General features: G+C 56.9%; 12 protein-coding genes. 11 read left to right on the top strand and 1 reads right to left on the bottom strand.

Translation table 11 applies throughout. The features are described 5' to 3' along the window. Window positions 1–405 (top strand): fimbrial biogenesis chaperone (locus EYY67_RS05545; protein WP_165497946.1); only part of this gene is annotated, 405 nt, incomplete at its 5' end. A 9-nt stretch (window positions 406–414) separates the two neighbouring features. Further along, complete coding sequence (locus EYY67_RS05550) at window positions 415–1,386, top strand: fimbrial protein (RefSeq protein WP_131693105.1); 972 nt, start codon at window positions 415–417, stop codon at window positions 1,384–1,386. A 21-nt stretch (window positions 1,387–1,407) separates the two neighbouring features. Here EYY67_RS05550 and EYY67_RS05555 read toward each other — a convergent pair whose 3' ends face one another. Then, complete coding sequence (locus tag EYY67_RS05555; RefSeq protein WP_119824504.1) at window positions 1,408–1,677, bottom strand: hypothetical protein; 270 nt, start codon at window positions 1,675–1,677, stop codon at window positions 1,408–1,410. Between the two features lie 427 nt (window positions 1,678–2,104). Here EYY67_RS05555 and evgA point away from each other — a divergent pair, with 427 nt between their 5' ends. The 9 genes from evgA to EYY67_RS05600 all read left to right on the top strand — a co-directional run bounded on the left by evgA (window position 2,105) and on the right by EYY67_RS05600 (window position 13,118). Continuing rightward, window positions 2,105–2,737, top strand: a complete 633-nt coding sequence (gene evgA / locus EYY67_RS05560; RefSeq protein WP_095925612.1) for an acid-sensing system DNA-binding response regulator EvgA — start codon at window positions 2,105–2,107, stop codon at window positions 2,735–2,737. Continuing rightward, a complete protein-coding gene (locus EYY67_RS05565; protein WP_242675577.1) occupies window positions 2,712–6,341 on the top strand; it encodes a response regulator in 3,630 nt (1,209 codons plus the stop codon). The genes evgA and EYY67_RS05565 overlap by 26 nt, the downstream gene beginning before the upstream one ends. Before the next feature lie 179 nt (window positions 6,342–6,520). Continuing rightward, window positions 6,521–7,033 carry a fimbrial protein gene (locus tag EYY67_RS05570; RefSeq protein WP_095925614.1) on the top strand — a complete coding sequence of 171 codons (513 nt, stop codon included), beginning with the start codon at window positions 6,521–6,523 and terminating at the stop codon, window positions 7,031–7,033. A gap of 90 nt (window positions 7,034–7,123) precedes the next feature. After that, the gene (locus tag EYY67_RS05575) at window positions 7,124–7,840 is read left to right on the top strand and encodes a fimbrial biogenesis chaperone (protein WP_131693013.1); all 717 of its coding nucleotides are present in this window, start codon (window positions 7,124–7,126) and stop codon (window positions 7,838–7,840) included. Then, window positions 7,824–8,363 carry a fimbrial protein gene (locus tag EYY67_RS24665; protein WP_233432942.1) on the top strand — a complete coding sequence of 180 codons (540 nt, stop codon included), beginning with the start codon at window positions 7,824–7,826 and terminating at the stop codon, window positions 8,361–8,363. The genes EYY67_RS05575 and EYY67_RS24665 overlap by 17 nt, the downstream gene beginning before the upstream one ends. A gap of 21 nt (window positions 8,364–8,384) precedes the next feature. Next, window positions 8,385–8,948, top strand: coding sequence for a fimbrial protein (locus EYY67_RS05585; RefSeq protein ID WP_095925616.1), 564 nt, complete (start codon window positions 8,385–8,387; stop codon window positions 8,946–8,948). 10 nt (window positions 8,949–8,958) lie between these two features. Further along, window positions 8,959–9,705 carry a fimbrial biogenesis chaperone gene (locus tag EYY67_RS05590; RefSeq protein ID WP_131693014.1) on the top strand — a complete coding sequence of 249 codons (747 nt, stop codon included), beginning with the start codon at window positions 8,959–8,961 and terminating at the stop codon, window positions 9,703–9,705. Then, window positions 9,702–10,469 carry a fimbrial biogenesis chaperone gene (locus EYY67_RS05595; RefSeq protein WP_095925618.1) on the top strand — a complete coding sequence of 256 codons (768 nt, stop codon included), beginning with the start codon at window positions 9,702–9,704 and terminating at the stop codon, window positions 10,467–10,469. The genes EYY67_RS05590 and EYY67_RS05595 overlap by 4 nt, the downstream gene beginning before the upstream one ends. Before the next feature lie 90 nt (window positions 10,470–10,559). Continuing rightward, entirely contained in the window at window positions 10,560–13,118 is a 2,559-nt protein-coding gene (locus EYY67_RS05600; RefSeq protein ID WP_131693015.1) for a fimbria/pilus outer membrane usher protein, read from the top strand. The last annotated feature ends 26 nt before the right edge of the window (window positions 13,119–13,144 follow it).

The raw sequence follows: 13,144 nt of genomic DNA on the forward strand, positions 1-13,144 counted from the left end.
AACGTGCGCGAGGTGCCGCCCAAAAGCGACATGGCGAACGTCATGCAGGTGGCGATCCAAAGCCGCGTGAAGCTGTTTTTCCGCCCGGCCGCCATCAGCAGTCAGATCAAAAATAACTGGCAGGAACAGCTTCAGGTTGTCCGGCTCCGCGACGGCCTGAAACTGACCAACCCCACGCCGTTTTACATCACCGTCGGTTATCTGGGAACGGACAATAAAGGCAATATTCCCGGCTTCGACAGCGTGATGCTGGCCCCCTTTGCGACGGAAAATCTCACCGGCAGCCGCTATGTCAGTGACGAATACAGCCTCGGTTACATGGACGATTACGGCGGTTTGCAGGTGAACGAATACCGCTGCCAGACCTCGCCGTGTCAGATCGTCAGCCAGCCCGCCAAAAAGTAAGGAAGCATGATGCGATTTGTCCTCAGACGATTACTGAACCCGCCGGTTTTAATCTTGTTGCTGCTGTTATTTTCCCGTCACGCGCTGGCGCTGGATTGTGTCGAAAAAGGCACCGGCATCGTGGATAAACCGGCGATCCCGGTCGGGCAACTGGCGATCCCGGCCAATGTGCCCGCCGGAACCAAGGTGTGGGAATCCAATGACATTACGGTGACGGCCTACTGCGACAACGTGCTGGGGTCGGCCATTGACGTGGTGCATTTCTACTTCAATCCCAAATCCCAGTCGATTGGCGAGGGATTAAGGCTGGGCGTCAGTTACAACGGGCAGGAACTGGAGCAGGATCAGCAACGCACCAGCACCAACAGCACGCCGATCCAGCGGGGCGGGAGTGTGACGCTGGATGTGACGTTTCGTCTGTATATCAAGGTGACCGGCACGCCGCCTTCCGCCGGGTATTATCAGGGGACTGATCAGTTTACGGTGTTTCAGCTCGACGGCAGCAGCCGCGTCAACAACACGCCGGGGGCGAAAAACCTTAAATATAATCTGTCGGGATTGCAGGGGGTCCGCTTTCTGGCCTGCGGTTCCGATCTCATGGTGTACCCGGAATCCCAGATTGTGGATTTCGGCGCGATCCACTCAACTACCTTATCGCGCTCGTCCGGCATTTCGCTGCCGTTTGCCATCAAAGCGGTGAAACAGGGGTGTCTGGATAATTTCTCGCTACAGGCCGAGTTTTCCACCGCCAGTCCGTTGCTGGATAACACCGCCATTGACCTGCAAAACGGCGCCAGACTGATGCTGTATAACGATCAGGATCAGCCGGTGGTTTTTAACCGTTACGATGACTTCGCCGCACTGAATAACGTGAATGAGGTGACGAAAAATTTCAGCGCCAGACTGAGTGCCATTCCCGGCCGGGCGCTGACGCTCGGGCAGTTTGATGCGTCCGTGATCGTCAAAATTAACTATTACTGACGACCGGCAAAAAGAACAACATTAAAGCTGACGCTGATCAGCCTGCAAGGTGCGCCGGTATTTCTGAATGGCTTTATCCAGCGCGGCTTTGCTGTTGTTCACGGCGATCAGGGCGTGCTGAATATCTTCCTGCGACACTGCCGACGCGCCGCCGTACTGGATCCGGCGGTTGTAATCATTCAGTGCCTGCTGATAGGCCATCTGCGCTTTCAGAATTCGGGCGTTATTACGGTCATCTCTGGCGTAACGTGCTTTCGCCATGCTGACCGTTTCGATCCGCTTCACCGGCATAACCGGCTCCACCGGTTTATTCACCGGGGCGGAAGCCGGGAGGAGATTTCTGGCAATATAAGCACGGCGGGGTTCTGGCGGTGGTGTCGAATTAAAATAACAACAGGGAACAGACAGTAAGTTAAATATAAAAAGTAACGCCAGACAAATTAATTGTGTATTGGTTCTCTTCATGAGAATAGTAAACCCCACGCAGACCGGGGCGTGTTGAGGTGATCCATCATTTAAATTGAAAAGTAAGAATAAACGTCACGGCCGATGAAATACACCAGACGCATCGGAAACTTTTGCAGGGAATATCCTACACGTGAAGTCCGGAGGGGAAATTAATTAACAGATACTATTTTTCTTAATGTGCATAGAAATGGGCATTCGGAGTAGGTAGACTGAAAATAGTCCCGTTGCTGAAAAAGAAGACTGCCAGAGCATGAGCAAAACCCATAAATTAAATGCGGTCATTGTTGACGATCATCCGCTAGCCCGTATGGCGATCAGAAACCTGCTGGAAAGCGAGGGGATCACTGTGGTCGGTGAAGCCGGTGATGGCGCACAGGCGCTGCAACTGGTGGATCAGCTGTACCCGGATCTGGTAATCGTGGATGTCGATATCCCGGTGATGAGCGGCATTGAGGTGGTGGAGAAACTGCGCAAGCAGGCGTTCAGCCGCATTATTATTGTGGTTTCTGCCAAAAACGATCTGTTTTACGGCAAACGCAGTGCCGATGCGGGGGCGAATGCCTTTATCAGTAAAAAAGAGGGAATGACCAATATTATCGCGGCAGTGAATGCCTCCCTGAATGGCTACAGTTATTTTCCTTTATCCCTGCATGCTTTTATGGGCAGCCTTTCCTCGGAGCAGGAAATGTTGCAGTCGCTGTCCAGTCAGGAAATCAAAGTGATGCGTTATATTCTCGCGGGTACCGATAATATGAAAATTGCCTCAGAGATGAACATCAGCAATAAAACGGTGAGCACCTACAAAAGCCGCTTAATGGAAAAACTGAACTGCAGGTCGTTAATGGATCTCTTCTCTTTTGCCCAACGCAATAAAATCGGTTAATGCCATGATCCGCCGGGTGATGGCCGTGATGTTTCTTCTGCTGGCGGTCGTCTGCCCGCTGCGCGCCGCCACGCCTGAACCGGTAACCCTCACCCTTGCCAGCGATTATCAGGTCTTTACCCCTGCGCTGCCGTTAAGCCATCTCGATCTGCTGTGGCTGGCGGCCAAACGGACACTGACTGTCGGCGTGTATGGCACGGAAACCCCGCCGCTCAACATGAACACCTCCACCGGTCGCTACCGGGGGATGAACGCCGATTACCTGTTGCTGCTGGAAAATTCCCTGCAAGTCCGCGTGGTGATCAAACACTATGCGGATCAGGCTCAGGCCCTGACGGCACTTCAGGGCGGCAACCTTGATCTGATCCTGACCTCCCCGTCGGGGGGAGAACCGCTGGCGGCACCGTTCACCGCCTCGCTGCCACTGGTCCGCGCTTTTCCGACGCTGGTGACCCGTCAGGCCGATGTGATGAAACCCTTGTCGGATGAGCATGACGCGGTGAAAGTGGCGATTAAGCAAGGCTATCCTTCCGACGCCTTTATCAAAACGGTGTTTCCGCAGGCGCAGATCACCGCCTATGCGGATAACTATCTGGCGCTGGCGTCGGTCGCCAATAAAGAAAACGACTACTTTTTTGGCAACAATCTCACCTCCAGCTTTATTCTGGTGCGCGATTTTTATCAGGCACTGGACATGGTGAAATTCTGGCGCGAACCGCAGACCGGCAACGCGTTTATTGTGCTCGCCAGCCAGCCGCAGTTACGGGGCATTCTCGATACCTTTATCAGTTCCCTGAGCGAGCAGACGCACAAACAGGTGGCGCAGTCCTGGGTGGATAACGGCAATATTTCCTTTTTAAATAAGGCGATGAAACTCACGCCGCAGGAAGAACGCTGGGTCTCCCGCCATCCGGTGCTGCATGTGCTGATCAACCCGTATTACGCGCCGTTCAGCATGATTGATGACAATCAGGAAATCCGCGGCCTGCTCGGCGATATTCTCAACCTGATCCAGTTGCAGACCGGCTTGTCCTTCGAACCGGTGATCGCCAATTCCAACAGCGACATGGTGAATATCATGCGCAAAGGCGGCTGGGATATTTTGCCGACGGCCACTTACAGTACCGAACGCGAAGAGCAGATGTTATTTACCCATCCGTTTATTGCCACGCCGTTTGTGCTGGTGACCCGCGACACGAGCGGGCACGAAGATAGTCTGTCGCCGGGGTCGAAAGTGGCGATACCGGCGTATCATCCGCTGAGTGAAAAACTGAAGAAGAAATATCCCGGCGTGACCTGGGTGATTGCCGAAAATACCAGTACGGCGCTGAGCAAACTGATGCTCGGCGATGTGGACGCCGTGGTGTCTACCCAGCTCGCGTCGCGGTTTATCATCGATCACTATTATCCTGAGATGATGACCTATACCCGCATTCCGGATGAGCCGTCGGCGCAGATTGCCTTTGCCATTCCGCGGGACGCGCTGGAATTACAAAGTATTCTGAACAAGGCGCTGGATGATATTCCGCCGAAAGAGATCCTCAATCTGGCCGGAAAATGGGTGAAAGCGCCGGATGTGAAAATCGGCACCTGGAATCTGTATAACCGGCCATTTTATCTGGTGGCGGGGCTGGCCGCATTGCTGGTCATCAGCAGCCTGCTGTGGGGTGTCTATCTTCTGCGGGCGATCAGCCGGGGCAAGGCGTCGCAGGCGGCGCTGAGTTATCAGCTTATCCTGCGCCAGACCCTGTCCAACGCCATTCCGGTGCCGGTATATGTCATCACGCCGGACGGTGAACTGGAAAGCTACAACAGCGCCTTTGGTGAATTCTTTACGCCGGAACGCCGTGAGGCCATGCGCTATTCGCTGTATGACCGCCGCAGCCCGCTGGCGGATGTGTTCCCCGATGTGCAGCAGGAAATCCAGAAAGGGCTGACGCCGGATTCGGTGATCACTCATCAGCTGGTGCTGAATAACGGCGAAGAAGATCGCCTGATCCTGCACTGGCTCACCTCATGCCGGATGCCGGATGAGTTGCCCGCCACCCTGATTTGCGGCTGGCAGGACATCACCGAATCCCGCCAATTGATGAAAGCGTTGCAGGTCGAGAAAGACAAAGCCATCGATGCCAGTCAGGCGAAAAGCCGTTTTCTCGCCAGCATGAGCCATGAAATCCGCACGCCGGTCAGCTCGATCATGGGATTCCTGGAATTACTGACCACCCGTAAACAAAGCGCGGAAGAAGCGAAAGACACCATCGAACTGGCCTACAGCACCGCGCAGACGCTGATCGGTCTGATTGGTGACGTGCTGGACATGGAAAAAATCGAGTCGGGCAATTTTACCCTGACACCGGAATGGGTCGATCTGGATCCGCTGATCCATACCACGGTGGCGAATTTCGACGGGCTGGCGCGGCAGAAAAACCTCAGGCTGACGGTGGATTGCCGCCTCGAAGCGGGCAAAACCCTGTGGCTCGATCCGCAGGCCACCAAACAGGTGCTGGCGAATCTGCTCAGTAACGCCGTCAAGTTTACGCAGGAAGGCGGCGTCGAAGTGATGGCGCACACGCAGGCGCTGGGCGAGGAGCGGGTGTATCTGTCACTCAGCGTGCGGGATTCCGGACCGGGGATCAGCGCCGGTGAGCAGCAGCAACTGTTCAAACCTTTCAGTCAGACGCAGGTCGGCAAGCGCAATATCGGCTCCGGGCTGGGGCTGGTGATTTGCCGTGAAATGGTGGAACGCATGGCCGGGCAGATGAGCATCGCCAGTCAGCCGGGCATGGGCACCACCATGATGGTCACGCTGATGACGCAATCCTCTGACCATGCGCCCGCCGTGCCGCTGATCGCCGAACAGCAGGCGACCCTGCCAGCCGCCTTGCGCATCCTGATTGCCGAAGATAATCCGACCAACCGGTTGTTGCTGCGCCGTCAGCTGGACATGCTCGGCTACCATGTGGATGAGGCCGAAGACGGCCTTCAGGCGCTTAGTCTGATCCAAAAACAAGAGTATGACCTGCTGATCACCGATCTGAATATGCCCCATATGGACGGCATCACGCTGACGCGGCGGGTGCGCGAACGCGATCAGCAGATGGTGATCTGGGGGCTGACCGCCAACGCGCAGACCGACGAAAAAGAACGCTGTCTGGCGGCGGGCATGAATATGTGCCTGTTTAAACCCATCGACCTGCAACAGCTGAAAGCCGCCCTCAGCGGCCTGAACCTGCCCGCCGCGAGTCTGGCGCTGGAAGAGTTTGTCGATATGCCGACGCTGGAAGCGCACAGTCTCGGTGATAAAAAACTGATGATGCAGATGCTGGAACAGGCGCGGACGGAGAATGAAAAGGATCTGACCGCCGCGTCACAGGCGCTGGCGCAGCAGGAATGGGGCGTCCTGCAACATCACCTGCACCGCATTAACGGCACCCTGCAACTGCTGAGTGCGACGGCATTGCATGAACTTGCCGAAAAATTAGAAGACGCCCTGGCCGCCGGGGAAACCGGGCCGGTGATTAAAGAAAATCTTAATGTGTTGGAACAACAAATACGGATGTTCAACAGCGCCATTGAAATGTATGCTAAAACTGCCCGCCATTAATAAATTCTGCCATTGAAATCTGTTCGTTATCCTACACCTGTAGTCTGCGCCCTTCGTGAAAATAAAGCCTCTCTGATATTTTATCTTTTCTCCCCTGCGTATTATCTCCTCCTCAGCCAAGGCAGGCTGAAATAACTTTTCTCTTGTCGTAATACTTATATTGAATAAAGGATTTAGTAATGAATAAAATTATCGCCCTTGCGCCTGTTGCTTTGATGATGGCTATGGCGGGTCAGGTTCAGGCTGCTACTCAGGCTGACGTCCAGCTGCAGGGCAATATTGTCGACACCACGTGTGAAGTGACGGCAAATAACGGCGCTTCCACCCTGAACGTCGGTTCTTTCTCTAGAATCGCTTTCGACGCAGCGAAAAAACAGATTGGTGAAGAGCCTCTGCTGGTTTCCCTGAAAAATTGCAGCAAAGACGAAGCGGGCGCGTTGCAGGTCAGCGGCATTGTTGCGACCGGTAACGAAACCGTGTTCCTGAGCGATGTTGGCCAGTCCGCAGGCTTCATGCTGACCCGTGAAGATGGCACCACTCAGGTGACCAACAACACCAGCATCCCTGTGGTGGCTGATGCTTCCGGCGCGCTGACCTATACCTTCAACACCGGTATGGCAGTGCTGGATAAAGCGAACGTTCAGCCAGGTGCTTACCACGCGCCAGTGAAAATCTCTTACGTCAGCAACTAAGCGTAAGCGGTTTCAGAACGTCACTATAAGCAGTACAGAAAAGAGAGGGTTATTACGGCCTCTCTTTTTCGTTTAACGGGCAGGAACAGTATGAAGTGTTATCACAAGTGGGCGTTTATTCTCAGCCTGAGCCTGGTATTGACCGCACCGGCGATAGCCAGTATTTCGCTCGGGGCCTCACGGGTTATTTTTAACGGGGCTGACAGTGCGCAGAGTATTGATATTAATAACCGCTCACAAAATCAACCTTATCTTATTAATGTCGGTATTTCCGGATCCCTTTCAGGCCAAACGACAGACAGCGTGTTTATTCCGACACCGGCGTTATTTCGTATTGAGCCTGATTCAACCAATAAAATTCGTATTCTGAAAAAAGCGAATGCTCTGCCGCATGACCGGGAGTCGGTTTTTTATCTGAATATTATGGCGATCCCGACCGGTAAAACCGGGCAGGAGACCCGCACGGAGAATGTCGGCGGGACATTGCAGGTAGCCACCGGCAATACCATCAAGCTGTTCTATCGCCCGGATAATTTGCCGATGACGCAAAAAGAGGCGATGGGCAAATTACAGTTTGTCCGGACAGGTCAGGGCGTCAACGTCAGCAATCCCACGCCTTATTACATCTCGCTGAATAAGCTGATGATTGATGGCAAGAAAGTGAAACTCGATGTGATCAAAGGCACCAGCATGATTGCGCCGTTTGCTGCCAATACCTATCCGGTGACCGCCGGGCAGGGGAAAGCTGAGTGGGCCGCGATTAATGATTTTGGTGGCGTGGAGGCGTTCCGTGGCACGGTTAATTAAACATATTTCTTCCGGCCTGCTGCTGATGTTATCAGGTATGCCGGTCAGTCAGGCGCTGGCCGCCACGACAGACATTAAAGCCAACATCACCGATGGCAGCTGTCAGGTGTCGCTGGATCAGACCAGCCTCAGTTTTGGCAATCAAAACACCACGCAGTTCGCCACCGGCACCGCGCAAATCCTGCCGCTGGCGGTGACGCTCGACTGCACGGATATGCAGGGGCAGACACCTGCGCTGAGTGTGACCGGTGAGTCGTCAGGCTTAAATGACGCTCAGCTGTTCCGTGCCGCCAGTTCAACGGCGAAGTACGCCGGTTTTATGCTGAAAAAAGGCACGCTGACCAACCTGAGCGATTTTTATAACGCCGCTGATACCGTGGCACCGGGCGATACCGTGACGGTCACCGGCGACAACAGCGCCGTGCAGCCTTTCTCCGTGGGACTGGTGCACAGCAATGGTGACCCGATGCCGACGGCGGGTGCAGTCAGCGCCCGGATCACCTTCGCCTTTATTTTCCCCTAACGCGTTCAACAGACAGACACGATGAAAAATCATAACTCTTTATCAGGACGTCACTTCGCCCTGAGGGCATCGCTTTGCCTGTTCCTGCTGGCGACAGCCAGCTGTCCGGCGGCAACGGATGTGCAGTTTTCCGCGAACTTTCAGGCGCCGACCTGTCAGGTTTCTGCTCCGGCGTCGCTGGATTTTGGTGACGTGTCGTCATCGGCGATCCGCCAGGGCGACAGTCTGGCGAATCCGCTGACCCTGACCCTCACCGTGTCGCAGTGCGCCGGGTTTGTCGGTGCGGTGCAAAAGCCGGGCGTGAAGGTGTCGGGCGTGGGGAATACCAGTATGGGCGATTTCCTGTTCCTGCAACCGGCCACCACGAAGGCGGTGAACTATGGCGTGCACATTGCCACGGCCACCGGCGACGTGGTGAACAACAACACCGTGCTGCCGGTGCTGCTCAGCGCGTCGGCCTTTGACGGCGGCAGCGTCAGCATCCCGCTCAGCGTGGCGTTGTCCTGCGGGAACAAATGCGCCGATGCCGCCACCAAAGGCGGCACGCTGAATGCCGCCGTGACCTTTGATTTTGCCTACCAGTAAGGGGTGAGCCGTGCATGTTATTTCGTTGTGTTTACGCCGCATGGTGCTGGTAACCGGCGTCCTGATGGCGCTGGTGCAGGGCGCGGCCGCCGCAGACGGCGGCATCGGCCTTAGCCGCACGCGGGTCATTTTTCAGGCAGGGGACAGCGCACAAACGCTGACCCTGCAAAACAACGGCTCGCGGCCTTATCTGGTGCAGTCGGCGGTGGTGACACAGCCGCAGGGCCATGAAGCCGCGCCGTTTCTCGCCACGCCGCCGCTGTTCCGGCTGGAAGCCAACAGCAAAAACACCCTGCGGATTTTGCGTAAGGACGGAGCCGCGCTGCCGGTCGATCGGGAGTCGGTCTTCTACTTCACCGCGATCGCCGTACCGGCCATGACGCTGCCGGAAACGGCGGACGAGGCCTCGCTGGCGGCGCGGGTGTCTGTCGGCATCCGGAACACCATCAAGCTGTTTTACCGCCCGGCCGGATTGTCGCTGGCACCGGAAGAAGCGCAGGGACGTTTAACGTTTCATCTGACCGGCGGAAAGGTGCAGGTCGGCAACCCGACGCCGTATTACCTGACCTTCTCGCACCTGAAGCTCGACGGCACGGAGATCGACGTCCGCAATCAGGGGGCGATGATTGCGCCGTTCTCGTCGGTCAGTTATCCGCTGACCGGCCATCCGCGGCAGGCGCACTGGTCGGTGATTAATGACTATGGCGGTAACAGTGCGGTTTACCACGCCACCGTGCAAAGCGGAGAAACGCCATGAGATTTTCCCTGAAATTACCGGCATGTGTCGCGGTGGTCGCCACAGCGCTGGCTGTGGCGGTGCCGTGTTTCGCCTCGCCGGAACAGCCAGCCGGTTTGTCGCTCACGCAGTTCCGGCTGGTCTATCCGGCGTCGGAAAAGAAGGGCATCACCTGGTCTCTGACCAACAACACCGACCGCGCGTATCTGATGCAGTCGTGGATCCGGCCGCTGGATGCCGCCACCGGTTTACCGGCGGCAGAAGAGGAACGCAAAGGCCCGTCAGCGACAATCCCGCTGCTGGTCACGCCGCCGTTAAAGCGCGTGGAGCCGGGCGATCCGTTGCAGCTGCGGCTGCGCATCACCGACATGTCGCTGCCGCAGGATCGGGAATCGGTCTTTTACCTGTCGGTGAAAGGGATTCCGTCCGTGCCGGATAAAGCCAGCCAGAACGGCGGGCAACTGGTGGTGGCGGTGGTGAACAACCTCAAGCTGTTTTACCGGCCGGAGGGACTGCCGGAAGGCGGGGTGAAAAAGGCAGTGCAGCAGCTGCGTTTCAGCCTGCAAGGCGATGTGCTGGTGGCGGATAACCCGACGCCGTTTTACCTGAACTTCAGCCAGCTGAGCGTGGGCGGAAAACCGCTTCCGGCCGCTGAACTGCGCAAGCTGGTGCCGCCGAAAGGCCAGCAGCGATACGCCGTGAGCGGCGGTGCGCAGGGCGCGGTGGAATGGCAGGTGCTGGATGAAGAGAGTCAGGTGACGCCGTTGCAGCGCCAGACATTGTAACGCCGGGAAAACCGGCGCAGAAAATCACTAATTGCAGAGCAGGGAACGATTTTGAGTAAGACATTGACGTCCTGTTTAAGGACTAACGGCATGGTAGCCAGCACCCGCGCCTTCCCGCGCAAAACGCTCGCCCTTTTTGTACTGATGAGCTGCCAGCCTGGCTGGGCGGCGGATTATTTCGACCCTGAATTATTGTCACTGGGCACCGGCACATCTGATGTGGATCTTTCCGCCTTTTCTCAGGCGGGCGGGATGGCCGAAGGCACGTATCCGGTCACGGTGTATGTGAACCAGCGTGAAGCGGTTTCACGGGATGTGCAGTTCAGCAAAAATACTCAGGGCAATGTGATGCCACAACTGACGCCGGAAATGCTTGGCGCGCTTGGCGTCAACGTCGGTCAGTTGCCTGCGTTTAAAGGACTGCCGGAAGACCAGCCGGTGGCCAATCTGAGCGCACTGATCCCGCAATCGACGGTGAAGTTTGATCTGTCGCATCTGCGTCTTGACCTCAGTATTCCGCAGGTGGCGATGCAGGCGGGTCAGGACAGCCAGTCGGATCCGGCGCAGTGGGATGACGGTATTCCGGCGATGTTGTTTAACTACAACCTCAGCGCCGGACGCAACGAGCAGAGTATCAACAGCGACACGCGGACCAGCAATAACCTGTTCGCCAACGTGCAGACCGGGGCCAACCTCGGCGCATGGCGTCTGCGCAGCACGCTGACGCACAGCCATTCGGATGCCGACAGCAGCAGTAACAGCAGCGACAGCACGCGTTTTTCGAATACCTACCTGTCACGGGATATCCGCGACTGGCGCTCGCGCGTCACGATGGGGGAAACCAGCACCGGCAGCGACGTGCTGGACGGCGTGCCATTCCGGGGTGTACAGCTGAGTTCGAGCGAACAGATGATGCCATCCCGTCTGCGTGGCTTTGCGCCGCAGGTCAGCGGTGTCGCCAGCAGTAATGCCCGCGTCACCGTGCGCCAGAACGGTTATGTGGTGTACGAAACGTATGTCGCACCGGGGCCGTTTGAAATCAAAGATCTGTATCAGGCAGGCACCTCCGGTGACCTTGATGTGGCGGTGACGGAAGCCGACGGCAGCGTGCACAGCTTTGTGGTGCCGTATTCGTCGCTGCCGGTGATGTTGCGACCGGGGGCAATCAAATACGAAGCCACGGCCGGGCGCTACAACGGCGGCAACACCCAGGGTTCGCGCGAATCTGACTTTGTGATGACCACGCTGATCTACGGTTTGCCGAAAAACCTGACGTTGTACGGCGGCCTGCTGGCGTCGCAGAACTACAGTGCGCTGAGCATGGGGACCGGCGTGTCGATGGGCGACCTGGGGGCGGTGTCGGCAGACGGAACGTTCTCCAGCACCAGACTGGAACATGAAGATCGTCAGGCAGGCAGTTCATGGCGGGTGCGCTACTCGAAAAGTCTGCTGACCACCGGCACCTCGTTTGATCTGACCGCGCTGCGGTATTCGACCCGCAACTATTACAGCTTCGCGGAATACAACAGCATCGGTTATTCGGCGCGTGAAGACGTGTCGCCGTGGGTGATGAGCCGTCGCCGCAGCAGCTTCCAGACTCAGGTCTCGCAGCAGCTCGGCAATCTCGGCTCGGTCAGCCTGCGCGCCAGCCGTGATGATTACTGGGGATCCACCAAAACGCTGACCAGTCTGTCCGCCGGTTATAACGGCAGTTATCACAGCGTCAGCTACGGGCTTTACTACACCGTTGACCGCATGAAAGGTCACGGCGACTGGCCGGAAAACCGTCAGGTGTCGTTCAACGTGAACGTGCCGTTCAGCATCTTTACTGCGGCACCGGCGCTGCAAAATGCCTATGCCACCAGTCAGATCACCCATGACAACCACGGGCGCACGCAGAATCAGGCGGGACTCAGCGGCAGCACTACTGACGGCAAGGTGTCGTACAGCGCGATGCAGGGCTGGGGGAATCAGGATCAGGTCAGCAACAGCACCCTGAATCTTGGCTATCAGGGCAGCAAAGGCAACGTGGCGGCGGGTTACGGCTATTCGAACGACATGCGTTCGATGAACCTGAACATGAGCGGCGGCGCAATTGTGCACAGTGAAGGCGTGACGCTGTCACGTTCGCTGGGCAGTTCGGTGGCGCTGGTCAGTGCGCCGGGTGCGCAGGATGTCAGCCTGTCGAACGGCAGCGGCAAGACGGATTCCCGTGGTTTCGCCGTGGTGCCGTATCTGTCGGATTACAGCCGCAACAGCATCGGTCTGGATCCGTCCACCTTGCCGGATAACGTCGATTTGCCACAGAACCAGCAGACGGTCTATCCGACCAACGGCGCGGTGGTGAAAGCCAACTTTGCCACGCGCATCGGTTATCAGGTGTTAATGACCCTGACCCGTGCGGGCGGGGCAGGCGTGGTGCCGTTCGGTGCCACCGCCTCGCTGGCGGAGAAAGCCGGCGGTGAGGAGATCACCGGTATCGTTGGCGATAACGGGCAGGTCTATCTGACCGGTCTGCCGCAAAAAGGCCAGCTCTCCGTGAGCTGGGGTAAAGGCAGCGATAAACAGTGCCGCGTCAGTTACAACCTGCAAGGGCTGGCTCCGACGGCGCAAATGCCGGTCATTCAGCTTGATGGCGAATGCCGCTGATAACAGGCCGCGCTCCCGGGCGCGGC

Origin of the sequence: Rahnella victoriana (genome assembly GCF_004330295.1) — a bacterium.
Lineage (GTDB): Bacteria > Pseudomonadota > Gammaproteobacteria > Enterobacterales > Enterobacteriaceae > Rahnella > Rahnella victoriana.